The following is a 19,343-nucleotide window of genomic DNA, read 5'->3' as shown; positions in this document are numbered from 1 at the left end:
GGGCGGGTTGCCTGGACGGGGGGTGGGGTTGCGCACGGCAGGCCCGAGCTCTCGTGGTACGCCACGTCGGCGGCGACGTCCGCGCGGACCCGCGGTGGCGCGAGGACGGCGGCGGCCGCCGAGGCGGCTCCCGAGCCGCAGCCCGTTCACTGCGGGATCTTGAGACCGCGAGCAGCCCATGACAGGCTCGTGCCGCATGATCGATGAATTCGCGAAGGAGAACCTGCACGAGAGGCTGCGGCGGGACCGCAAGGCGCTGCTCTGGAAACTCGACGGCTTGTCCGAACGCGATGCCCGCCGGCCTCTGACCGTGACCGGGACCAACCTCCTCGGCCTGGTCAAGCACGTGGCCACCGTCGAGGCCAGGTATTTCGGCGAGGTCTTCGGCCGCCCTTCCCCGGAACCGCTGCCCCGGTGGGAGGACTCCGACGGCAGCGATCTGTGGGCGGCCGAGGACGAGACCCGCGATCAGATCATCGGGTTCTACCGGCGCACATGGGAACACTCGGACGCGACGATCAACGAGCTTCCCCTCGACGCCCCCGGTCACGTGCCGTGGTGGCCGGAGCCTCATCTCAACACGAACCTGTTCGCCGTCATGGTCCATGTCCTCGGCGAGTCCGCCCGGCACACCGGACACGCCGACATCCTGCGCGAGGGCCTCGACGGCCGGACCGGGTTGCGCGCCGAACACGAGAAGCAGATCGACGAGGAAGCCCGTGCGGCGCACTGCGCGAAGATCGAGCAGGCCGCCAGGTCGGCCGCGCCGGTCAAGGCTCAGAGGTTGCCACGCGTGACGTGATGTTCGTGGGCCGTGTTGCCGGTCGTAGGCGGTCGACGTGCGCGCGACGGGCTGATCGGTCTTGTGGTTCTGCCGACGCCGTCCTATGGGTGGTAGAGCTCCTGGGCGCGGGCGGAGTCCAGGGGCCTGTCCTGGCGCAGGTGCAGGAAGTGGTCCAGCTGCCATGCCTGCGCGCTGCCGGCCTGGCGGTTGGTGGTGGTCACCCAGGGCGGGTAGACGCGGAAGGCCCGCTTCCCGCCGGAACCGTCCGCTGATACGACCCCGTGCCGGCGGAGCGCGTCCATGGGAAAGACGAACTGGCCGAATTGGTCACCGTCACGACTGCTGATGACGAAGAGATCGACAGGGTCTGCGGTATCGAAGGGCTGTATGGGCCCGCCCGGGGATCTCTTCCATACGGTGACGAACTGGCCGACCTTGGTGGGGGTCGTCCTGGCTGCTCGGAAGCGGATGGCGAGGCCGTCCAGGGTGAACTCGTGAGCGGCGTACTCGGCACTCTCGGCTTCGGGGACCGGCTGCGAGCAGGAGAACCCGCAAGGGTCGTAGACGAGCGCTTTCGCCGCGACGAGATCGCTGTGGGTCCCGGTGGTGTCCGACCACGGTATGAGGCCGGTGGGGTGGAGACCGGATGGGTACTCGCGGTTCGTCGTCATTCGTTCACCCTGTCACGGTGCTCGGACGGTCGCCGACCGGACGCGGTGGACGCGGGCTCCTGGCTCGACAACCACGGGTTCAGGTGGTCACCGACGACCAGGGCTGCTGGTGATCTCCGACAAGGGCTGCCCAGGAGCCGCGCCCGCGGACAGGTCAGGCGGCGGCTCGTGCGTGGTGGGCCCGGCAGTCGCGGCAGTGGCCGGGGGTGGGGGAGCGGAAGGCGCGTTCGCAGCCGTCGCAGGTCTGGAAGGGCGTGACGGTGGTACGGGGGCGGGTGGGCGGTGCCGTGAGGTCGTGGGCGCCGGGGAGCGGTGGGGGCAGCAGGGCGGTGAGCCGGTGCCTGAGGAGCTTGGCCGGGTGCCTGAGGGGCCGGGGCGGGTCGGCGGTGAGAGTGCGGCGGACGGTGTCGGGGTGGGCGTCGCGTTCGAGCCAGGCCGCTACCGACGGAGCGAGTTGGCGGACGTCGTCCTCGGAGAGCGTGAACTCCGGTGCGTGGCGGCGGAGGTCGGCCAGGAGCGCGGTGGCGGCGTGGTGGAGTTCCGGGGTGAGTTCACGGGGCTGGGGGAGGGGCCGTGGCGGCGGCTTGGGCGCGGTGGGCGGCGGGACGAGCGGGACGTGGAGCGGGGTGGTCGGCCTGGGCCGGGGCGGTGGTGCGGCGTCGCACGGGGGCAGGGTCGCCGACGGCGGTACGGACTCGGGGGCGGGCACCGGGGCGGGTGCGGGCCGGGTCGTGATGGCCAGGACCGGTACCAGTGGGGCGGAGAGGGCCAGGACCGGGACGAGCCGGGGTGCGGGTGCGGGCACGGAGGCCGGGGCCGGTGCCAGCCGGGCCGGGAGGGCCGAGGTCGGCACGAGCAGGGGCGTACGTGTGGGCGCGGAGGCAGGGGGCGGGCTCCGGTCCGGCGGAGGAGCCGGTGGTGGGACTTGCCGGGCGGCGGCGGGCTGATACGGAACCGCTTCCACGGGACCTGACAGCGCCGCGGGCTGGTTGCAGAACACCGTACGGGTGACGATCCGGCCGTTGGGCAGCCGTGTACGGGCCCGTTGCAGGTAGCCGTGGGCCTCCAGTTCGCGCAGAGCGGCGGCGATCAGCTTCTCGCCCTCGGGGAAGCGGGCGGCCAGCGCCTTGATGCCGATCTCGGTGCCCTGGGGCAGCGACTGGATGCGTACGGCGAACCCCACGGCGGTGGTGCTGAGGCCGGGGTGCTGGGCGAGGTCGTTGCCGACGACGGTGAAGCGGGCGCTGTACGGGATCGCGAGGTGGATCACGCCGGAGGTGGGGAGAGGTCCGGGAACCTCTGCCAGGGCGCGGGTGAGGGCAGTATTCTGCGGTGTATCCATCGGGAAGCTGCTTCTTCCTTGGTGGTCAGGCCCTCGATCGGGATTGCTGTCCCGGCCGGGGGCCGACGTATGTCTGATGTCTGGTGGCGTGAGCATATGCCTGCCAACCGGTACGAAATCCAGCCCAGTTGGCAAACCTCACCCGTGTGGGTGACGAGCCCCCGGGGGTTGCCAGGTGCAGGCCGGGATGGGTGGGGTGGGGTTGGTTCTTTCTCTTGGTTCTTAGGTAGTTGATGTCCCGCGTCACCGCGTCGCGGTCGGGCGCGATCCGGTGGAGGTGTACCGGATCGTGCCGCCTCACGACCCGGTGGAGGCCATCACCGTACGAGGCCGATCTCCGCCCATACGGTCTTGCGCGGTACGGGTCCGGGGGCGATGCCCCAGTGGTCGGCCAGGGCCTCCACGATGAGCAGGCCGCGCCCGTCTTCCGCGTCGTCCTCGGGCGGCTTGACGGCACCGGGGCCGGGCGGAACGGTGTCGCCCCGGGTGTCGGTGACCTCGATCCGCAGCGTCTGCCCGCTGACGGCGAGGCTGAGTTGGAAGTCCCGGCCCTGGACGCGGCCGTGGACCGAGGCGTTCGCCGCCAGCTCGGCGACGATGTGCGCGGCCGACTCCGAGGGAATCCCCCAGGCGCCGAGATGGGCCGCGGTGAGCAGCCGGGCGAGCCGGGCGCCCCGGCGGGTGGGGGAGAGCAGCACGGTGAACGCCCTTTCGGTGGACGGTTGTTGGGTGCGGACGGTCTCTTGGTTCATGTCACTCAGCGTGGCCGTCTCCGCGTACCGTGCCCAGTGACTGAGCCCTTGCGTACGGTGCCTGTCCGGGGCTTGTCCGGCGCTGTCCGGGCCGTCCGGAGTGACGTGCGGGGAACGGGCGGTGTTGACCGAAGAACGGCACGCACCTCGGAAGTGGGGCTCGTATGAGCGTGGTTGGTGACGGTACGGAGCGCGGGGACGGCGGCGCGGACGAGCCCGGCTGGGAGGTCGACCCGGACGACGAGTCGGGCGTCGCGGTGGTCGCCACCGTGGGCCGCCAGATCAAGGCGTGGCGCGAGGCGGCGGGGATGCGGGCGGGGGAGCTCGGGGCGGCGATGGGGTACGGGGAGGACCTCATCTACAAGGTGGAGGGCGGCAAGCGCATCCCCCGCCCGGAGTTCATGGACGCGGCGGACACGGTGCTGGGGGCGGGCGGCAAGCTCGCGGCGATGAAGGCGGATGTCGCGGAGGTGCGGTACCCGAAGAAGATCCGGGACTTGGCGAAACTGGAGGCCAAGGCCGTAGAGCTTGCTGCGTACGGCAGCCACAACCTGCACGGCCTGTTGCAGACGGAGGAGTACGCGAGGGCGCTGCTTGGTACGCGACGCCCTGTCCTGTCGCCGGACGAGCTGGAGCGCGCTCTGGCCGGACGTATTGCCCGGCACTCCATCTTCGACCGCGCACCCGCCCCGGAGCTCAGTTTCGTCCAGGAGGAGGCGTCGCTGCGTCGCCCGATCGGCGGTGTCGCGGTGTGGCGGCGTCAGCTCGAAAACCTCCTCCGCTTGGGGGAGTTGCCCTTCGTCGATATACAGGTGATGCCGACCTCCCGGTGGGATCACCCGGGAACGGGTGGGCGGATTCAAGTGCTGAAGTTCGCTGACGGCTCGGCTGTCGGACGGGCTGATGACGAGTTCGCCGGTAGGCCCATCTCTCACCCCAAGCAGCTCCGTATCCTTGAGCTAGGGTTTGGAATCATTCGGGCTCGGGCTCTCACGCCGGAGGAGTCCCTGGCCTTCATCGAGCAAGTGCTGGGAGAGACATGACCTACAGGCCCTCTGCCGGGGAAGCGTCTGAGCTGCGGTGGTTCAAGAGCAGCTACAGCGACAGCAGCAACCCCAACGACTGCGTCGAGGTCGCGACCGCCCCCGGCTCCGTCCACGTGCGCGACTCCAAGAACCCCCAGGGCCCCCGTCTCGCCCTCACCCCCGCCGCCTGGTCCGGCTTCGTCCCGTTCGCCGCCGGGCGCTGACGCTCCCCAGCCGGTGAGGGCCTCGTCATGGCCAGGCCGGACGCCGCCCTCCCGCAGCCGCTGTCAGGCCGGTGGAGTTGCTGGTGCGGGCGGTGCCGCTCGTGCGCTCTGTGTGATCCGTGCGGTCGGCCCGGCGCCCGCGATGCCCCGCAGCAGGGCGGCGCCGAGCGGAGTGAGGGTGTGCAGGACGGAGGACGCCTGGCGGTGGCTCACGATCAGGCCGTTGTCCCGGAGCGTGGTGGCGTGCTGGCTGGCGGACGATGCCGAGACCCCGGCGAAGCGGGCCAGCTCGCCGGTGGTGGCGCCGTTGGCGGCGGCGCGCAGGACGGCGGCCCGGGTGCGCCCGAGCAACGTCGCCAGGGGCGCGCCGGAGCCGAGGTCCCCGGGGAGCGCGGAGTGGTGGGGCTCGTGGCTGAGCGAGTAGATCAGGACCGGTTCGAGCGTCGGCTCGGCGAAGGTCACCGGGTTGCCCCAGGAGAAGTACGACGGGATGAGGAGAAGGCCGCGGCCGTCCAGATACAGATCGCGGTCCACGGGATAGGCGGCGTACAGGACGGGGCGCTGCCAGCGCAGGCAGGGCCCCAGGCCCCGGAGAACCCCCTCGATCCCGTGGTCGAGCACGGCGCGGGCGCGGGCGGACCGCTCCGCCTCGATCCGGGCCAGGGCGTGATCGCCGTGGGGCGCGATGACGGTGTCGTAGTAGGTCCGCATCGCCCCGACCAGCTCCTTGCGCGGACCCGGCTCGGCCAGCCGGGGCGCCCACGCAGGAGCGCCGCTGGTGCGCCCGAGGATGCCCACTTCGTCCAGGACCCGGCCAGGCGGGGTGGCCAGGACGGCTTCCAGCCCGCTGTCGAGCCCTTCGGCGGCCTCGTGCGGGGTCAGGAAGTCGGGGAAGTAGGCGGCCCGGGGGGCCAGGGGTAACAGGAAGGTGCGCAGGGTGCGCGTGAAGTGCTGAGCCTGAATCCGCTCACGGGCCGTGCGGTACCAGTCGGCGTAGGCCCATCGGCCCTGGCGGGTCTGAAACCGGTGCAGGCTCGTGCAGATCTCCCACAGTGGGTCCGGCCCGGCGGCCACGCGGGTTCTGGTCAGGTCGGCGTCGGTGAAGTGGATACGGAGCATTGCATTCCCTCCGATGCCCTGGGCTTCGCCGGTCCGTAGGAGAAGCCCTGTCCGGCCATGCTGGCGGCGGGGCGGTGTACGGGGCAAAGCGGCGCGAGGGGAGAGCGCGCTCCTTTTTTCGGGGGATTCGGGGAACGCGTCCGCCCGGCCCGCAGAGTGCTGCGGGCCGGGCGGACGGGTCCTGTGGGTCGGGTCAGAGCAGGCAGCTGCCGGGGCAGTACCCGGCCATCCGCTTGAAGGCCGCCTGGGTGCCGGACCCGGCCACTCCGTCGATCGCGCCGGTGTAGCCGTAGAACTGCTTGAGGAAGCGCTGGAGGGCCTTCACCGTGTTGGGACCGACGATCCCGTCGATGCTGTCCCCGTACCCGTGGTTCTTCTTGAGGAAGCGCTGCATCGCCTTCCAGCTGCCGGTTCCGAGCTGTCCGTCGATCGAGCCGGTGTAGCTCCAGCGGGCCTTCAACGCGCGCTGGACGTTCTGGGCCTGCGCTGTGGTCAGGCCGAGGTTGACCACCGCAAGTGCCCCCACCTCGGCGCTCGCCGCCGACGGGGCCTTCTGTGCGGGCGCCGCGAAGGTGGCGCTCGCGCCGGCCAGGCTTCCGGCGGCGATCCCGACGGCTGCCGTGAGGCTGACCAGCGTCCTCGCCAGGGTCTTCTGTCGCATACGTTCCCCCAAGGGTTCCGGTGCGGCCGGCTCGTGTCGCCGAGCCGCCTCGGTCCTGAGCATCGCGAATTCGGGGAGGCACTGGCCAGGCTCTTCGGCGTCGTCCGAAAAGCCCAGGAGACCAGGGGGGAGGCTCATGTTCCGGATACTGGTCGGGCCTGGGTCCCACCGGATGCGCGCCCCTGTTTGAGCACTGGCTCGCGCGGGGTAGGATTCCCGACTCGATTGGCCAGGCCCGCGCCCCGTATGGCACACTGACCAGGTTGCTCGGTTGAGTGTCAATGCTGCGCGCCTCCCGCCGGGAGGACCGGAAGCGAGTCCCACAGTACTCGTCGGCTCTGTATGGGCCGGACGTACGGGAATCTTCCGGGAAGCAAGGCAGGGCGCCGGCCAGGCACCCGGTGGGTGTTCCACTCCCGGTTCCGCGGTCCTCGGGCCCGCACCCCCTTGGTTGGGATCTTCTTCGGGAGATTTTCGTAGAGGGGATGCGACACGCCCGACCGCGTGGGTCGGCGGAGGAGTCCAGAGAACCCCCGGGTTCCAGAGCGTTAAACAGAGAGACAGGACTACTAGTAGCCATGGCGGGACAGAAGATCCGCATCCGGCTCAAGGCCTACGACCACGAGGTCATCGACTCCTCGGCGAAGAAGATCGTCGAGACGGTGACCCGCACTGGTGCGTCGGTCGCGGGCCCGGTGCCGCTGCCCACTGAGAAGAACGTGTACTGCGTCATCAAGTCGCCGCACAAGTACAAGGACTCTCGCGAGCACTTCGAGATGCGCACGCACAAGCGCCTCATCGACATCCTCGACCCCACGCCGAAGACGGTCGACTCGCTGATGCGCCTCGACCTGCCGGCGGGCGTCGACATCGAGATCAAGCTCTGAGGGGACGGGCCGAGATGAGCAAGAACATCAAGGGCGTCCTGGGCGAGAAGCTCGGCATGACGCAGGTCTGGGACGAGAACAACCGGGTCGTCCCGGTGACCGTCGTCAAGGCCGGTCCGTGCGTCGTGACGCAGGTCCGCACCAACGACAACGACGGCTACGAAGCGGTCCAGATCGCCTTCGGCGAGATCGACCCGCGCAAGGTGAACAAGCCCCTCAAGGGTCACTTCGCCAAGGCCGACGTCACCCCGCGCCGCCACCTGGTGGAGCTCCGCACCCCTGACGCCAGCGAGTACACGCTGGGCCAGGAGGTCACCGCCGATGTGTTCGAGTCCGGCGTCAAGGTCGACGTCACGGGCAAGAGCAAGGGCAAGGGCTTCGCCGGTGTCATGAAGCGTCACAACTTCAAGGGCCTCGGCGCCGGGCACGGCACCCAGCGCAAGCACCGTTCCCCCGGTTCCATCGGTGGCTGCGCCACCCCTGGGCGTGTCTTCAAGGGCATGCGCATGGCGGGCCGCATGGGTAACGAGCGCGTCACCACCCAGAACCTGACCATCCACGCGGTTGACGCGGAGAAGGGTCTGCTCCTCATCAAGGGCGCGGTCCCCGGTCCGAACGGCGGCCTCGTCCTGGTCCGTACCGCGGCCAAGGGGGCTTGAGGTAATGAGCACCATTGACATCCTTTCGCCGGCAGGCGACAAGGCCGGTACCGTCGAGCTCCCCGCGGAGATCTTCGACGCGAAGACCAGCGTTCCGCTGATCCACCAGGTCGTTGTCGCACAGCTGGCGGCTGCCCGTCAGGGCACGCACAAGACCAAGACCCGTGGCGAAGTCCGCGGCGGTGGCAAGAAGCCGTACCGCCAGAAGGGCACCGGCCGCGCCCGTCAGGGCTCGACCCGCGCCCCGCAGTTCGCCGGCGGTGGCGTCGTCCACGGCCCGCAGCCGCGTGACTACTCGCAGCGGACCCCGAAGAAGATGAAGGCCGCCGCCCTGCGCGGTGCCCTCTCGGACCGGGCCCGTCACTCCCGCATCCACGTCGTCACCGGCGTGGTCGAGAGCGAGATCTCCACCAAGGCCGCCAAGGCGCTCCTCGGCAAGATCTCGGAGCGCCCCAACGTGCTCCTGGTCGCCGAGCGCTCCGACGAGGCCGCGTGGCTGTCCGCGCGCAACCTGCCCCAGGTGCACATCCTGGAGCCGGGCCAGCTCAACACGTATGACGTGATCGTCTCTGACGACGTGGTCTTCACCCAGGCCGCCCTCGAGTCCTTCGTGTCTGGCCCCCAGACCGCTGAGACCGAAGGGAGCGCCGCCTGATGAGTGAGGCGACCGTTACCAGCAAGACGTACTCGGACCCGCGTGACGTTCTCGTCAGGCCCGTGGTCTCCGAGAAGAGCTACGCGCTGCTCGACGAGAACAAGTACACGTTCATCGTCGCGCCCGGCTCCAACAAGACCCAGATCAAGCAGGCCGTCGAGGCGGTCTGGTCGGTCAAGGTCACCGGGGTCAACACGATCAACCGGCAGGGCAAGCGCAAGCGCACCCGCACCGGTTTCGGCAAGCGCGCCGACACGAAGCGCGCCATCGTGACCCTCGCCGAGGGCGACCGTATCGACATCTTCGGCGGCCCGACCTCCTAACGGGGGTCGAGTCGTCCGGAATCGGACGAGGACTGAGAAATGGGTATCCGCAAGTACAAGCCGACGACCCCGGGCCGTCGTGGCTCCAGCGTCGCCGACTTTGTCGAGATCACGCGGTCCACGCCGGAGAAGTCGCTGGTCCGCCCCCTGCACAGCAAGGGCGGCCGTAACAACGCCGGTCGTGTGACCGTTCGCCACCAGGGCGGTGGCCACAAGCGCGCCTACCGCGTGATCGACTTCCGTCGTCACGACAAGGACGGCGTGCCGGCCAAGGTCGCGCACATCGAGTACGACCCGAACCGCACCGCGCGCATCGCGCTGCTGCACTACGCGGACGGCGAGAAGCGTTACATCGTCGCTCCCCGTGGCCTGTCGCAGGGTGACCGTGTCGAGAACGGTCCGACCGCCGACATCAAGCCCGGCAACAACCTGGCGCTGCGCAACATCCCGGTCGGTACGACCATCCACGCCATCGAGCTGCGGCCCGGCGGCGGCGCGAAGTTCGCCCGTTCCGCGGGTGCCTCCGTGCAGCTGCTGGCGAAGGAGGGCACCATGGCCCACCTTCGTATGCCGTCGGGTGAGATCCGCCTGGTCGACGCGCGCTGCCGCGCGACGATCGGTGAGGTCGGCAACGCCGAGCAGTCGAACATCAACTGGGGCAAGGCCGGCCGCATGCGCTGGAAGGGCGTCCGCCCGACCGTCCGCGGTGTCGCGATGAACCCGGTTGACCACCCGCACGGTGGTGGTGAGGGCAAGACCTCCGGTGGTCGCCACCCGGTCTCGCCGTGGGGTCAGAAGGAGGGTCGTACTCGTTCTCCCAAGAAGGCGAGCAACAAGTACATCGTCCGCCGCCGCAAGACGAACAAGAAGCGCTAGGAGCGGGTTTAGATGCCGCGCAGTCTCAAGAAGGGGCCCTTCGTCGACGGACACCTCCTCAAGAAGGTGGACGTACAGAACGAGGCAGGCACCAAGAACGTCATCAAGACCTGGTCCCGTCGCTCGATGATCGTCCCGGCCATGCTGGGTCACACCATCGCGGTGCACAACGGCAAGATCCACGTCCCGGTGTTCGTCACCGAGTCGATGGTCGGCCACAAGCTCGGCGAGTTCTCGCCGACTCGCACCTTCCGCGGCCACGTCAAGGACGACCGGAAGTCGAAGCGCCGCTAAGCGCGGGGTGGAAACGACTATGACTTACACCGAAGGGACAACCATGGAAGCCAGGGCCCAGGCGCGGTACATCCGCGTCACGCCCATGAAGGCCCGCCGCGTGGTGGACCTCATCCGTGGCATGGATGCCACGGAGGCTCAGGCGGTCCTGCGTTTCGCCCCGCAGGCCGCGAGCGTGCCGGTTGGCAAGGTGCTGGACAGCGCCATCGCCAACGCTGCACACAACTACGACCACACGGACGCCTCCTCGCTGGTCATCAGCGAGGCGTACGTGGACGAGGGCCCGACCCTGAAGCGGTTCCGGCCGCGCGCCCAGGGCCGTGCCTACCGGATCCGTAAGCGGACCAGCCACATCACCGTGGTCGTCAGCAGCAAGGAAGGAACCCGGTAATGGGCCAGAAGGTAAACCCGCACGGGTTCCGGCTCGGCATCACCACGGACTTCAAGTCCCGGTGGTACGCCGACAAGCTGTACAAGGACTACGTCAAGGAAGACGTCGCCATTCGTCGCATGATGACGAAGGGCATGGAGCGGGCCGGCATCTCGAAGGTCGAGATCGAGCGCACCCGCGACCGCGTCCGCGTTGACATCCACACCGCCCGCCCGGGCATCGTCATCGGCCGCCGTGGCGCCGAGGCCGACCGCATCCGTGGCGAGCTGGAGAAGCTGACCGGCAAGCAGGTCCAGCTGAACATCCTCGAGGTCAAGAACCCCGAGGTGGACGCTCAGCTGGTGGCCCAGGCCGTCGCCGAGCAGCTCTCCTCCCGCGTCTCCTTCCGTCGGGCCATGCGCAAGAGCATGCAGTCCTCGATGAAGGCCGGCGCCAAGGGCATCAAGATCCAGTGCGGTGGCCGCCTCGGCGGCGCCGAGATGTCCCGCTCGGAGTTCTACCGCGAGGGCCGTGTGCCCCTGCACACGCTCCGCGCGAACGTCGACTACGGCTTCTTCGAGGCCAAGACGACCTTCGGCCGCATCGGCGTGAAGGTCTGGATCTACAAGGGCGACGTCAAGAACATCGCCGAGGTTCGCGCCGAGAACGCCGCGGCCCGCGCCGGCAACCGTCCGGCTCGTGGCGGCGCTGACCGCCCGGCCGGCCGTGGTGGCCGTGGTGGCGAGCGTGGCGGTCGCGGCCGTAAGCCGCAGCAGTCGCCGGCAGCCGAGGCCCCCAAGGCCGACGCCGCCGCTGCTCCGGCTGCTGAGAGCACCGGAACGGAGGCCTGACCGAAATGCTGATCCCCCGTAGGGTCAAGCACCGCAAGCAGCACCACCCGAAGCGCAGCGGTATGTCCAAGGGTGGCACGCAGGTTGCGTTCGGCGAGTACGGCATCCAGGCGCTGACCCCGGCGTACGTGACGAACCGTCAGATCGAGTCCGCTCGTATCGCGATGACCCGTCACATCAAGCGTGGCGGCAAGGTCTGGATCAACATCTACCCGGACCGTCCCCTGACGAAGAAGCCGGCCGAGACCCGCATGGGTTCCGGTAAGGGTTCTCCCGAGTGGTGGATCGCGAACGTCAAGCCCGGTCGGGTGATGTTCGAGCTGTCCTACCCGAACGAGAAGATTGCTCGTGAGGCGCTCACCCGCGCTGCTCACAAGCTTCCGATGAAGTGCCGGATCGTTCGGCGCGAGGCAGGTGAGTCGTGATGTCGGCCGGTACCAAGGCGTCCGAGCTGCGCGAGCTGGGCGACGAGGAGCTGCTCAACAAGCTCCGCGAAGCCAAGGAAGAGCTGTTCAACCTCCGCTTCCAGGCGGCGACGGGCCAGCTCGAGAACCACGGCCGGCTCAAGTCCGTCCGTAAGGACATCGCCCGGATCTACACCCTGATGCGTGAGCGCGAGCTGGGCATCGAGACGGTGGAGAGCGCCTGATGAGCGAGAAGACTGTGACTGAGACGAACACCGAGCGCGGTTTCCGCAAGACCCGTGAGGGTCTGGTCGTCAGCGACAAGATGGACAAGACCGTCGTCGTCGCTGTCGAGGACCGCGTCAAGCACGCGCTGTACGGCAAGGTCATCCGCCGTACGAACAAGCTCAAGGCCCACGACGAGCAGAACTCTGCGGGCGTCGGCGACCGTGTCCTCATCATGGAGACGCGTCCGCTGTCGGCCTCGAAGCGCTGGCGCATCGTCGAGATCCTCGAGAAGGCCAAGTAATTCCTGAGGGGTTTCCCTCAGGTCAGTTCCGCCAGGCTCGGTGAGGGAGCCGCGTAAGTCACTTACGCGGCTCCCCGCCGGGAACCGGCAGACGATCAGGAGATAGACGTGATCCAGCAGGAGTCGCGACTGCGCGTCGCCGACAACACGGGTGCGAAGGAAATTCTCACCATTCGTGTTCTCGGTGGCTCGGGTCGCCGCTACGCGGGTATCGGTGACGTCATCGTCGCCACCGTCAAGGACGCGATCCCCGGTGGCAACGTGAAGAAGGGTGACGTCGTCAAGGCCGTCATCGTTCGCACCGTCAAGGAGCGTCGTCGTCCGGATGGCTCGTACATCCGCTTCGACGAGAACGCCGCCGTCATTCTGAAGAACGACGGCGACCCCCGCGGCACCCGCATCTTCGGCCCCGTGGGCCGGGAGCTGCGCGAGAAGAAGTTCATGAAGATCATCTCGCTCGCGCCGGAGGTGCTGTAAGCATGAAGATCAAGAAGGGCGACCTGGTCCAGGTCATCACCGGTAAGGACAAGGGCAAGCAGGGCAAGGTCATCGTGGCCTACCCCGCTCAGGACCGCGTCCTCGTCGAGGGTGTCAACCGGGTCAAGAAGCACACCAAGGCCGGTCAGACGGCTCGCGGTTCGCAGACGGGTGGCATTGTCACCACCGAGGCCCCGATCCACGTCAGCAACGTTCAGCTGGTCGTGGAGAAGGACGGCAACAAGGTTGTCACCCGCGTCGGCTACCGCTTTGACGACGAGGGCAACAAGATCCGCGTTGCCAAGCGGACCGGTGAGGACATCTGATGACTGCCACCACTGCGCCGCGTCTCAAGACGCGCTACCGCGAGGAAATCGCCGGCAAGCTGCGTGAGGAGTTCTCGTACGAGAACGTCATGCAGGTTCCCGGTCTGGTCAAGATCGTGGTCAACATGGGTGTGGGCGACGCCGCCCGCGACTCCAAGCTGATCGACGGTGCCGTCAAGGACCTCACCACGATCACCGGCCAGAAGCCGGCCGTCACCAAGGCCCGCAAGTCCATCGCGCAGTTCAAGCTGCGCGAGGGCCAGCCGATCGGCTGCCACGTCACCCTCCGCGGTGACCGGATGTGGGAGTTCCTGGACCGTACGCTGTCGCTCGCGCTGCCGCGTATCCGTGACTTCCGTGGCCTGTCGCCGAAGCAGTTCGACGGCCGTGGCAACTACACCTTCGGTCTCACGGAGCAGGTCATGTTCCACGAGATCGACCAGGACAAGATCGACCGGGTCCGGGGCATGGACATCACCGTGGTCACCACGGCGACCAACGACGACGAGGGTCGTGCCCTGCTTCGTCACCTCGGCTTCCCGTTCAAGGAGAACTGACCGTGGCGAAGAAGGCTCTGATCGCTAAGGCCGCCCGTAAGCCGAAGTTCGGCGTCCGCGGGTACACCCGCTGCCAGCGCTGCGGCCGGCCCCACTCCGTCTACCGCAAGTTCGGCCTGTGCCGCGTGTGCCTTCGTGAGATGGCTCACCGTGGCGAGCTGCCGGGCGTGACCAAGAGCTCCTGGTAACTCTCCTCCGCCCCAGGGCGAAGGAAGTTCCGGAGACTCTCGGTAAGCATCTGGTCGGCAGGAGCCCCTCCTTTCATGCCGTAGGCTTGAAGGGTTGGGCGCCTGCCGCCCAAGACCGACTTACTACGCCGTAGGTCCCCGCGCCGCACCCGTCCCGCCACTGAGTGGGGAGAGGGATGGTGCATACAGGAAACCCCGGCGAGAGAGGCCGAAGGCCAACTCATGACCATGACTGATCCCATCGCAGACATGCTCACGCGTCTGCGTAACGCGAACTCGGCATATCACGACGATGTCTCGATGCCGCACAGCAAGATCAAGTCGCACATCGCGGAGATCCTCAAGCAGGAGGGTTTCATCACCGGCTGGAAGGTCGAGGACGCCGAGGTCGGCAAGAACCTCGTCCTCGAGCTGAAGTTCGGCCCGAACCGCGAGCGCTCGATCGCCGGCATCAAGCGCATCTCGAAGCCGGGTCTGCGTGTGTACGCAAAGTCCACCAACCTGCCGAAGGTGCTCGGCGGCCTGGGCGTGGCGATCATCTCCACGTCCCACGGCCTCCTGACCGGCCAGCAGGCAGGCAAGAAGGGCGTAGGTGGGGAAGTCCTCGCCTACGTCTGGTAGTCGGGAAAGGAAGGAAAGCTCATGTCGCGAATCGGCAAGCTCCCCATCCAGGTTCCCGCCGGTGTGGACGTCACCATCGATGGCCGTACGGTCGCGGTGAAGGGCCCCAAGGGTTCCCTCACGCACACCGTCGCCGCGCCGATCGAGGTCTCCAAGGGTGAGGACGGCGTTCTCAACGTCACCCGCCCGAACGACGAGCGTCAGAACAAGGCCCTCCACGGCCTGTCCCGCACGCTGGTGGCGAACATGATCACCGGCGTGACCGCGGGTTACTCCAAGGCGCTCGAGATCAGCGGTGTCGGTTACCGCGTCCAGGCGAAGGGCTCCAACCTGGAGTTCGCCCTGGGCTACAGCCACCCGATCCTCATCGAGGCTCCGGAAGGCATCACCTTCAAGGTCGAGTCGCCCACGAAGCTCAGCGTCGAGGGCATCGACAAGCAGAAGGTCGGCGAAGTGGCCGCCAACATCCGCAAGCTGCGGAAGCCCGACCCGTACAAGGCCAAGGGCGTCAAGTACGCGGGCGAGGTCATCCGCCGCAAGGTCGGAAAGGCTGGTAAGTAGCCATGGCATACGGTGTGAAGATCGCCAAGGGCGACGCGTACAAGCGCGCTGCCCGCAAGCGGCGCCACATCCGCGTCCGCAAGCACATCTCCGGCTCGCCGGAGCGTCCGCGCTTGGTCGTGACGCGTTCCAACCGCCACATCGTGGCCCAGGTCATCGACGACATCGCGGGCCACACGCTCGCGTCGGCGTCGACCCTGGACACCTCGATCCGTGGTGGCGAGGGTGACAAGAGCGCCCAGGCCAAGCAGGTCGGCGCCCTGGTCGCCGAGCGCGCCAAGGCCGCAGGCGTCGAGGCCGTCGTGTTTGACCGCGGTGGCAACCAGTACGCCGGGCGGATTGCCGCTCTGGCTGACGCCGCCCGTGAAGCCGGGCTGAAGTTCTAAGCCCCGGTTCCTACGCACAGCGGACGTAACAGAGAGAGGTAAATCCAATGGCTGGACCCCAGCGCCGCGGAAGCGGTGCCGGTGGCGGCGAGCGGCGGGACCGGAAGGGCCGTGACGGTGGCGCCAGCGCCGCCGAGAAGACCGCGTACGTCGAGCGTGTCGTCGCGATCAACCGCGTCGCCAAGGTTGTGAAGGGTGGTCGTCGCTTCAGCTTCACCGCGCTGGTCGTGGTGGGCGATGGTGACGGCACCGTCGGTGTCGGATACGGCAAGGCCAAGGAAGTTCCCGCGGCCATCGCCAAGGGTGTCGAAGAGGCCAAGAAGAACTTCTTCAAGGTCCCGCGCATCCAGGGCACCATCCCTCACCCGATCACGGGCGAGAAGGCTGCGGGCGTCGTCCTGCTCAAGCCGGCTTCCCCCGGTACCGGTGTTATCGCCGGTGGCCCGGTGCGTGCCGTGCTCGAGTGCGCCGGCGTTCACGACATCCTGTCGAAGTCGCTTGGTTCGTCCAACGCGATCAACATCGTGCACGCGACCGTGGAGGCCCTCAAGGGCCTGCAGCGTCCCGAGGAGATCGCGGCCCGCCGCGGTCTGCCCCTCGAGGACGTCGCCCCCGCGGCTCTGCTCCGTGCGCGTGCGGGAGCGGGTGCGTAATGGCTCGCCTCAAGATCACGCAGACGAAGTCGTACATCGGCAGCAAGCAGAACCACCGCGACACCCTGCGTTCGCTCGGGCTCAAGCGCCTGAACGACTCGGTTGTCAAGGAGGACCGCCCCGAGTTCCGCGGCATGGTGCACACCGTCCGCCACCTCGTGACGGTTGAGGAGGTTGACTGACATGGCGGAGAACAGCCCGCTGAAGGCCCACAACCTCCGGCCTGCCCCGGGCGCCAAGACCGCCAAGACCCGTGTGGGTCGTGGTGAGGCGTCCAAGGGTAAGACCGCAGGCCGTGGTACCAAGGGTACGAAGGCCCGTTACCAGGTTCCGGAGCGCTTCGAGGGTGGCCAGATGCCCCTCCACATGCGTCTCCCGAAGCTCAAGGGCTTCAAGAACCCGTTCCGTACGGAGTACCAGGTCGTGAACCTGGACAAGCTCGCGACGCTCTACCCCGAGGGTGGAGAGGTCACGGTGGCCGACCTGGTCGCCAAGGGCGCCGTGCGCAACAACCACCTCGTCAAGGTCCTCGGACAGGGCGAGATCTCCGTGGCGCTGCAGGTTTCGGTTGACGCCGTCTCCGCCTCCGCCAAGGAGAAGATCACCGCCGCCGGCGGTACGGTCACCGAGCTCGTCTGAGCCACGGGACAGAACTGAGCCTGGCCGGCTGCCTCTTCGGAGGTGGCCGGCCAGGCTTTTCTCTTGCTTGTGCCGCTGTACGGGAACCGTAAAGGCTCGGGAAAGGTTGAACGGGTGTCCACCGCACCGGCGGTGGGGGAGCGGAGGGGCGTTCACGTCCCAAATGGTGTGGCTTGGCCGGTCTTTCACGGCGCGGGCCGGGAGCGGGCGGTGCACCGGGGTGCAGTGCGTGTTTCCTGCTCAGTCCCGGGCCGGGTAGGGTGGCGCCGTTAATCTTTTGTGGCCTCCTTACGATGTAGGGCTGCCTTGTATCCGATCCCATCCAGTCCCATCCAGACCCGTCGCCTCTGACGCATAGCGCGGGGGTCGCAGGAGGCACCGTGTTCACCGCGTTCGCCCGAGCGTTCAAGACGCCCGACCTGCGCAAGAAGCTGCTCTTCACGCTCGGCATCATCGTGATCTACCGGCTCGGGGCCCACGTCCCGGCGCCCGGCGTCGACTACGCGAAGGTCCAGCAGTGCATCGACCAGGCCGATTCGGGTGGCCTGCTCGGTCTGATGCAGATGTTCAGCGGTGGCGCCCTGTTGCAGATCACCATCTTCGCGCTCGGCATCATGCCGTACATCACGGCCAGCATCATTCTCCAGCTGCTGACCGTGGTGATTCCCCGCCTGGAAGCCCTCAAGAAGGAGGGGCAGTCCGGCACGGCCAAGATCACGCAGTACACGCGTTATCTGACGGTCGCGCTGGCCGTCCTCCAGGGCACCGGCCTCGTCGCCACCGCCCGCAGCGGCGCGCTGTTCCAGAACTGCTCGGTGGGCGACCAGATCGTCGCCGACAAATCGATCTTCACGACCCTGGTCATGGTGGTCACCATGACCGCCGGTACCGCCTGCGTGATGTGGCTCGGTGAGCTCATCACCGACAAGGGCATCGGCAACGGCATGTCGATCCTCATGTTCATCTCGATCGCCGCCACGTTCCCTGGCGCCCTGTGGGCCATCAAGACGAGCGGCAAGCTGGCCGACGGCTGGATCGAGTTCGGCACGGTCATCCTCATCGGCTTCGTCATGGTCGCCCTGGTCGTCTTCGTCGAGCAGGCCCAGCGCCGGATCCCCGTGCAGTACGCGAAGCGCATGATCGGGCGCCGTTCCTACGGCGGTACGTCGACGTACATCCCGCTGAAGGTGAACCAGGCGGGTGTGATTCCCGTCATCTTCGCCTCCTCGCTGCTCTTCATCCCGTCGCTGATCGTCCAGTTCTCCAACTCGACCGCGGGCTGGGCGACCTGGATCCAGGACCACTTCGTGACGGGTGACCACCCGTACTACATCGCGGTGTACTTCGTACTCATCGTGTTCTTCGCCTTCTTCTACGTGGCCATCTCGTTCAACCCCGACGAGGTCGCCGACAACATGAAGAAGTATGGTGGCTTCATCCCGGGCATCCGGGCAGGTCGACCTACTGCCGAGTACCTGAGCTACGTGCTCAACAGGATCACTTGGCCGGGCTCGCTGTACCTGGGCCTGATCGCTCTGGTGCCGACGATGGCGTTGGCAGGCTTCGGCGGTGCGAACCAGAACTTCCCGTTCGGCGGGACGAGCATCCTCATCATCGTGGGTGTGGGTCTGGAAACCGTGAAGCAGATCGAGAGTCAGCTCCAGCAGCGCAATTACGAAGGGTTCCTCCGCTGATGCGAATCGTCCTCGTCGGGCCTCCGGGTGCCGGCAAGGGAACGCAGGCTGCGTACCTTGCCAAGAACCTCTCGATTCCGCACATCTCCACGGGCGACCTCTTCCGCGCCAACATCAGCCAGGGCACCGACCTTGGCAAGCAGGCCCGCGCCTACATGGACGCAGGCCAGCTGGTGCCGGACGAAGTCACCATCGGAATGGCCAAGGACCGCATGTCCCAGCCGGACGCCGTGGGCGGCTTCCTGCTGGACGGCTTCCCGCGGAACGTGGGCCAGGCCGAAGCCCTTGACGTGATGCTCAAGGACGAGGGCGTGAAGCTCGACGCGGTTCTCGACCTCGAAGTACCCGAGGACGAGGTCGTGAAGCGGATCGCGGGTCGCCGCATCTGCCGCAGCGACAGCTCGCACGTCTTCCACGTGACGTACAACCAGCCGAAGACAGAGGGTGTCTGCGACACCTGCGGCGGCGAGCTGTACCAGCGGGACGACGACAGCGAGGAGACGGTCCGGACGCGGCTGGAGGTCTACCACACGCAGACCGAGCCGATCATCGACTACTACCGGGCCCAGGGCCTGGTGGTGACCATCTCCGCGCTGGGCAAGGTCACCGACGTGACCGCCCGTGCCATGGAGGCCCTCAAGTCCGAGCAGGGCTGAGCCTCACCCCGTACCACCGCTGTACAGCCGGCCGGGGGGGGGGAGGGGGGGGGGGGGGGGGGGTTTTTTTTTGGTTTTTTTGTTGGGGTCCGTTCTCCCCTGTCCCCCGCTTCACCCCCATGCGGTGGGGGGGATGAGTGCAGGCTGTGTCAAAAGCCC

At 67.8% G+C, this 19,343-nt stretch carries 31 protein-coding genes; 26 read left to right on the top strand and 5 right to left on the bottom strand.

Annotated elements, in window-relative coordinates; genetic code table 11:
* Positions 1–196: 196 nt before the first annotated feature.
* Positions 197–802, top strand: a complete 606-nt coding sequence (locus tag AC0682_RS29700) for a DinB family protein (protein ID WP_478536254.1) — start codon at positions 197–199, stop codon at positions 800–802.
* Between the two features lie 83 nt (positions 803–885).
* Here the strand turns inward: AC0682_RS29700 and AC0682_RS29695 are convergent, their stop codons facing one another.
* The 3 genes from AC0682_RS29695 to AC0682_RS29685 form a co-directional block, all read right to left on the bottom strand.
* Complete coding sequence (locus AC0682_RS29695) at positions 886–1,455, bottom strand: MepB family protein (RefSeq protein WP_478536252.1); 570 nt, start codon at positions 1,453–1,455, stop codon at positions 886–888.
* A 154-nt stretch (positions 1,456–1,609) separates the two neighbouring features.
* Positions 1,610–2,797 carry a hypothetical protein gene (locus AC0682_RS29690; protein WP_478536251.1) on the bottom strand — a complete coding sequence of 396 codons (1,188 nt, stop codon included), beginning with the start codon at positions 2,795–2,797 and terminating at the stop codon, positions 1,610–1,612.
* A 317-nt stretch (positions 2,798–3,114) separates the two neighbouring features.
* Complete coding sequence (locus AC0682_RS29685; RefSeq protein WP_478536250.1) at positions 3,115–3,549, bottom strand: ATP-binding protein; 435 nt, start codon at positions 3,547–3,549, stop codon at positions 3,115–3,117.
* 164 nt (positions 3,550–3,713) lie between these two features.
* Between AC0682_RS29685 and AC0682_RS29680 the strand changes: the two genes are divergently transcribed.
* Positions 3,714–4,592, top strand: a complete 879-nt coding sequence (locus AC0682_RS29680) for a helix-turn-helix domain-containing protein (RefSeq protein ID WP_478536249.1) — start codon at positions 3,714–3,716, stop codon at positions 4,590–4,592.
* Entirely contained in the window at positions 4,589–4,798 is a 210-nt protein-coding gene (locus tag AC0682_RS29675) for a DUF397 domain-containing protein (protein ID WP_478536247.1), read from the top strand. The genes AC0682_RS29680 and AC0682_RS29675 overlap by 4 nt, the downstream gene beginning before the upstream one ends.
* Before the next feature lie 63 nt (positions 4,799–4,861).
* Here the strand turns inward: AC0682_RS29675 and AC0682_RS29670 are convergent, their stop codons facing one another.
* Complete coding sequence (locus AC0682_RS29670; RefSeq protein WP_478536246.1) at positions 4,862–5,917, bottom strand: ArsR/SmtB family transcription factor; 1,056 nt, start codon at positions 5,915–5,917, stop codon at positions 4,862–4,864.
* Positions 5,918–6,110: 193 nt separating this feature from the next.
* A complete protein-coding gene (locus tag AC0682_RS29665; protein ID WP_478536245.1) occupies positions 6,111–6,578 on the bottom strand; it encodes a peptidoglycan-binding domain-containing protein in 468 nt (155 codons plus the stop codon).
* A gap of 578 nt (positions 6,579–7,156) precedes the next feature.
* On the opposite strand from AC0682_RS29665, the gene rpsJ reads away from it, so the two are divergent.
* The 23 genes from rpsJ (at position 7,157) to AC0682_RS29550 (ending at position 19,184) form a co-directional block, all read left to right on the top strand.
* Positions 7,157–7,465, top strand: coding sequence for a 30S ribosomal protein S10 (gene rpsJ / locus AC0682_RS29660; protein ID WP_003948644.1), 309 nt, complete (start codon positions 7,157–7,159; stop codon positions 7,463–7,465).
* A 14-nt stretch (positions 7,466–7,479) separates the two neighbouring features.
* Positions 7,480–8,124, top strand: coding sequence for a 50S ribosomal protein L3 (gene rplC, locus AC0682_RS29655; RefSeq protein WP_053559769.1), 645 nt, complete (start codon positions 7,480–7,482; stop codon positions 8,122–8,124).
* A gap of 4 nt (positions 8,125–8,128) precedes the next feature.
* Positions 8,129–8,779, top strand: a complete 651-nt coding sequence (rplD, locus tag AC0682_RS29650) for a 50S ribosomal protein L4 (protein ID WP_018490819.1) — start codon at positions 8,129–8,131, stop codon at positions 8,777–8,779.
* Positions 8,779–9,102 (top strand): 50S ribosomal protein L23, encoded by a 324-nt coding sequence (rplW, locus tag AC0682_RS29645; RefSeq protein WP_084748667.1) that lies wholly within the window; start codon positions 8,779–8,781, stop codon positions 9,100–9,102. The genes rplD and rplW overlap by 1 nt, the downstream gene beginning before the upstream one ends.
* Positions 9,103–9,141: 39 nt before the next feature.
* Positions 9,142–9,978 (top strand): 50S ribosomal protein L2, encoded by an 837-nt coding sequence (gene rplB / locus AC0682_RS29640; RefSeq protein WP_003966957.1) that lies wholly within the window; start codon positions 9,142–9,144, stop codon positions 9,976–9,978.
* 12 nt (positions 9,979–9,990) lie between these two features.
* Entirely contained in the window at positions 9,991–10,272 is a 282-nt protein-coding gene (gene rpsS, locus AC0682_RS29635) for a 30S ribosomal protein S19 (protein WP_019765149.1), read from the top strand.
* A 43-nt stretch (positions 10,273–10,315) separates the two neighbouring features.
* Positions 10,316–10,663: a 50S ribosomal protein L22 gene (rplV, locus tag AC0682_RS29630; protein WP_004571827.1), complete on the top strand. Its 348-nt coding sequence runs from the start codon at positions 10,316–10,318 to the stop codon at positions 10,661–10,663.
* Positions 10,663–11,493, top strand: coding sequence for a 30S ribosomal protein S3 (gene rpsC / locus AC0682_RS29625; RefSeq protein ID WP_003966954.1), 831 nt, complete (start codon positions 10,663–10,665; stop codon positions 11,491–11,493). The genes rplV and rpsC overlap by 1 nt, the downstream gene beginning before the upstream one ends.
* 5 nt (positions 11,494–11,498) lie before the next feature.
* Positions 11,499–11,918 carry a 50S ribosomal protein L16 gene (gene rplP / locus AC0682_RS29620; RefSeq protein ID WP_003966953.1) on the top strand — a complete coding sequence of 140 codons (420 nt, stop codon included), beginning with the start codon at positions 11,499–11,501 and terminating at the stop codon, positions 11,916–11,918.
* Positions 11,918–12,142: a 50S ribosomal protein L29 gene (gene rpmC / locus AC0682_RS29615; RefSeq protein ID WP_003966952.1), complete on the top strand. Its 225-nt coding sequence runs from the start codon at positions 11,918–11,920 to the stop codon at positions 12,140–12,142. The genes rplP and rpmC overlap by 1 nt, the downstream gene beginning before the upstream one ends.
* Complete coding sequence (gene rpsQ, locus AC0682_RS29610; protein ID WP_018490820.1) at positions 12,142–12,426, top strand: 30S ribosomal protein S17; 285 nt, start codon at positions 12,142–12,144, stop codon at positions 12,424–12,426. The genes rpmC and rpsQ overlap by 1 nt, the downstream gene beginning before the upstream one ends.
* Before the next feature lie 108 nt (positions 12,427–12,534).
* A complete protein-coding gene (gene rplN, locus AC0682_RS29605; protein ID WP_003974257.1) occupies positions 12,535–12,903 on the top strand; it encodes a 50S ribosomal protein L14 in 369 nt (122 codons plus the stop codon).
* Between the two features lie 2 nt (positions 12,904–12,905).
* Complete coding sequence (gene rplX / locus AC0682_RS29600) at positions 12,906–13,229, top strand: 50S ribosomal protein L24 (protein WP_003966949.1); 324 nt, start codon at positions 12,906–12,908, stop codon at positions 13,227–13,229.
* On the top strand, positions 13,229–13,786 hold the full coding sequence (rplE, locus tag AC0682_RS29595) for a 50S ribosomal protein L5 (protein ID WP_003966948.1): 558 nt from the start codon (positions 13,229–13,231) through the stop codon (positions 13,784–13,786). The genes rplX and rplE overlap by 1 nt, the downstream gene beginning before the upstream one ends.
* A gap of 2 nt (positions 13,787–13,788) precedes the next feature.
* The gene (locus AC0682_RS29590; RefSeq protein ID WP_003948630.1) at positions 13,789–13,974 is read left to right on the top strand and encodes a type Z 30S ribosomal protein S14; all 186 of its coding nucleotides are present in this window, start codon (positions 13,789–13,791) and stop codon (positions 13,972–13,974) included.
* Between the two features lie 222 nt (positions 13,975–14,196).
* Positions 14,197–14,595 (top strand): 30S ribosomal protein S8, encoded by a 399-nt coding sequence (gene rpsH, locus AC0682_RS29585; RefSeq protein WP_018490821.1) that lies wholly within the window; start codon positions 14,197–14,199, stop codon positions 14,593–14,595.
* A 21-nt stretch (positions 14,596–14,616) separates the two neighbouring features.
* Positions 14,617–15,156 carry a 50S ribosomal protein L6 gene (rplF, locus tag AC0682_RS29580; RefSeq protein ID WP_003966946.1) on the top strand — a complete coding sequence of 180 codons (540 nt, stop codon included), beginning with the start codon at positions 14,617–14,619 and terminating at the stop codon, positions 15,154–15,156.
* A gap of 2 nt (positions 15,157–15,158) precedes the next feature.
* Positions 15,159–15,542, top strand: coding sequence for a 50S ribosomal protein L18 (gene rplR / locus AC0682_RS29575; protein ID WP_065484979.1), 384 nt, complete (start codon positions 15,159–15,161; stop codon positions 15,540–15,542).
* A 47-nt stretch (positions 15,543–15,589) separates the two neighbouring features.
* Complete coding sequence (gene rpsE / locus AC0682_RS29570) at positions 15,590–16,195, top strand: 30S ribosomal protein S5 (RefSeq protein WP_010058791.1); 606 nt, start codon at positions 15,590–15,592, stop codon at positions 16,193–16,195.
* The gene (gene rpmD / locus AC0682_RS29565) at positions 16,195–16,377 is read left to right on the top strand and encodes a 50S ribosomal protein L30 (RefSeq protein ID WP_003966943.1); all 183 of its coding nucleotides are present in this window, start codon (positions 16,195–16,197) and stop codon (positions 16,375–16,377) included. The genes rpsE and rpmD overlap by 1 nt, the downstream gene beginning before the upstream one ends.
* Before the next feature lies 1 nt (position 16,378).
* Entirely contained in the window at positions 16,379–16,834 is a 456-nt protein-coding gene (gene rplO / locus AC0682_RS29560) for a 50S ribosomal protein L15 (RefSeq protein WP_254811909.1), read from the top strand.
* Positions 16,835–17,214: 380 nt separating this feature from the next.
* Positions 17,215–18,528 (top strand): preprotein translocase subunit SecY, encoded by a 1,314-nt coding sequence (gene secY / locus AC0682_RS29555; protein WP_254811908.1) that lies wholly within the window; start codon positions 17,215–17,217, stop codon positions 18,526–18,528.
* Complete coding sequence (locus AC0682_RS29550) at positions 18,528–19,184, top strand: adenylate kinase (protein WP_254811907.1); 657 nt, start codon at positions 18,528–18,530, stop codon at positions 19,182–19,184. The genes secY and AC0682_RS29550 overlap by 1 nt, the downstream gene beginning before the upstream one ends.
* Positions 19,185–19,343: the final 159 nt, after the last annotated feature.

The sequence above is a fragment of the Streptomyces sp. NPDC043746 genome, from assembly GCF_056436485.1.
The sequence above is the reverse complement of the archived record's forward strand: the minus strand, read 5'-3'. Positions and strand labels throughout refer to the sequence as shown.

Bases quoted from the DNA above. Each gene is read 5' to 3' on its own strand.
- rpsQ (WP_018490820.1), top strand. From the start codon at position 12,142: ATGAGCGAGAAGACTGTGACTGAGACGAACACCGAGCGCGGTTTCCGC.
- rplR (WP_065484979.1), top strand. From the start codon at position 15,159: ATGGCATACGGTGTGAAGATCGCCAAGGGCGACGCGTACAAGCGCGCT.
- rpsS (WP_019765149.1), top strand. From the start codon at position 9,991: ATGCCGCGCAGTCTCAAGAAGGGGCCCTTCGTCGACGGACACCTCCTC.
- rplV (WP_004571827.1), top strand. From the start codon at position 10,316: ATGGAAGCCAGGGCCCAGGCGCGGTACATCCGCGTCACGCCCATGAAG.
- AC0682_RS29685 (WP_478536250.1), bottom strand. From the start codon at position 3,549: ATGAACCAAGAGACCGTCCGCACCCAACAACCGTCCACCGAAAGGGCG.
- AC0682_RS29700 (WP_478536254.1), top strand. From the start codon at position 197: ATGATCGATGAATTCGCGAAGGAGAACCTGCACGAGAGGCTGCGGCGG.
- rpsJ (WP_003948644.1), top strand. From the start codon at position 7,157: ATGGCGGGACAGAAGATCCGCATCCGGCTCAAGGCCTACGACCACGAG.
- AC0682_RS29665 (WP_478536245.1), bottom strand. From the start codon at position 6,578: ATGCGACAGAAGACCCTGGCGAGGACGCTGGTCAGCCTCACGGCAGCC.
- rplO (WP_254811909.1), top strand. From the start codon at position 16,379: ATGGCGGAGAACAGCCCGCTGAAGGCCCACAACCTCCGGCCTGCCCCG.
- rplB (WP_003966957.1), top strand. From the start codon at position 9,142: ATGGGTATCCGCAAGTACAAGCCGACGACCCCGGGCCGTCGTGGCTCC.
- rpmD (WP_003966943.1), top strand. From the start codon at position 16,195: ATGGCTCGCCTCAAGATCACGCAGACGAAGTCGTACATCGGCAGCAAG.
- AC0682_RS29550 (WP_254811907.1), top strand. From the start codon at position 18,528: ATGCGAATCGTCCTCGTCGGGCCTCCGGGTGCCGGCAAGGGAACGCAG.
- rpsC (WP_003966954.1), top strand. From the start codon at position 10,663: ATGGGCCAGAAGGTAAACCCGCACGGGTTCCGGCTCGGCATCACCACG.
- rplE (WP_003966948.1), top strand. From the start codon at position 13,229: ATGACTGCCACCACTGCGCCGCGTCTCAAGACGCGCTACCGCGAGGAA.
- AC0682_RS29675 (WP_478536247.1), top strand. From the start codon at position 4,589: ATGACCTACAGGCCCTCTGCCGGGGAAGCGTCTGAGCTGCGGTGGTTC.
- rplW (WP_084748667.1), top strand. From the start codon at position 8,779: ATGAGTGAGGCGACCGTTACCAGCAAGACGTACTCGGACCCGCGTGAC.
- AC0682_RS29695 (WP_478536252.1), bottom strand. From the start codon at position 1,455: ATGACGACGAACCGCGAGTACCCATCCGGTCTCCACCCCACCGGCCTC.
- rpmC (WP_003966952.1), top strand. From the start codon at position 11,918: ATGTCGGCCGGTACCAAGGCGTCCGAGCTGCGCGAGCTGGGCGACGAG.
- rplF (WP_003966946.1), top strand. From the start codon at position 14,617: ATGTCGCGAATCGGCAAGCTCCCCATCCAGGTTCCCGCCGGTGTGGAC.
- AC0682_RS29680 (WP_478536249.1), top strand. From the start codon at position 3,714: ATGAGCGTGGTTGGTGACGGTACGGAGCGCGGGGACGGCGGCGCGGAC.
- rplP (WP_003966953.1), top strand. From the start codon at position 11,499: ATGCTGATCCCCCGTAGGGTCAAGCACCGCAAGCAGCACCACCCGAAG.
- rpsE (WP_010058791.1), top strand. From the start codon at position 15,590: ATGGCTGGACCCCAGCGCCGCGGAAGCGGTGCCGGTGGCGGCGAGCGG.
- rplC (WP_053559769.1), top strand. From the start codon at position 7,480: ATGAGCAAGAACATCAAGGGCGTCCTGGGCGAGAAGCTCGGCATGACG.
- AC0682_RS29690 (WP_478536251.1), bottom strand. From the start codon at position 2,797: ATGGATACACCGCAGAATACTGCCCTCACCCGCGCCCTGGCAGAGGTT.
- rplD (WP_018490819.1), top strand. From the start codon at position 8,129: ATGAGCACCATTGACATCCTTTCGCCGGCAGGCGACAAGGCCGGTACC.
- rpsH (WP_018490821.1), top strand. From the start codon at position 14,197: ATGACCATGACTGATCCCATCGCAGACATGCTCACGCGTCTGCGTAAC.
- rplX (WP_003966949.1), top strand. From the start codon at position 12,906: ATGAAGATCAAGAAGGGCGACCTGGTCCAGGTCATCACCGGTAAGGAC.
- AC0682_RS29670 (WP_478536246.1), bottom strand. From the start codon at position 5,917: ATGCTCCGTATCCACTTCACCGACGCCGACCTGACCAGAACCCGCGTG.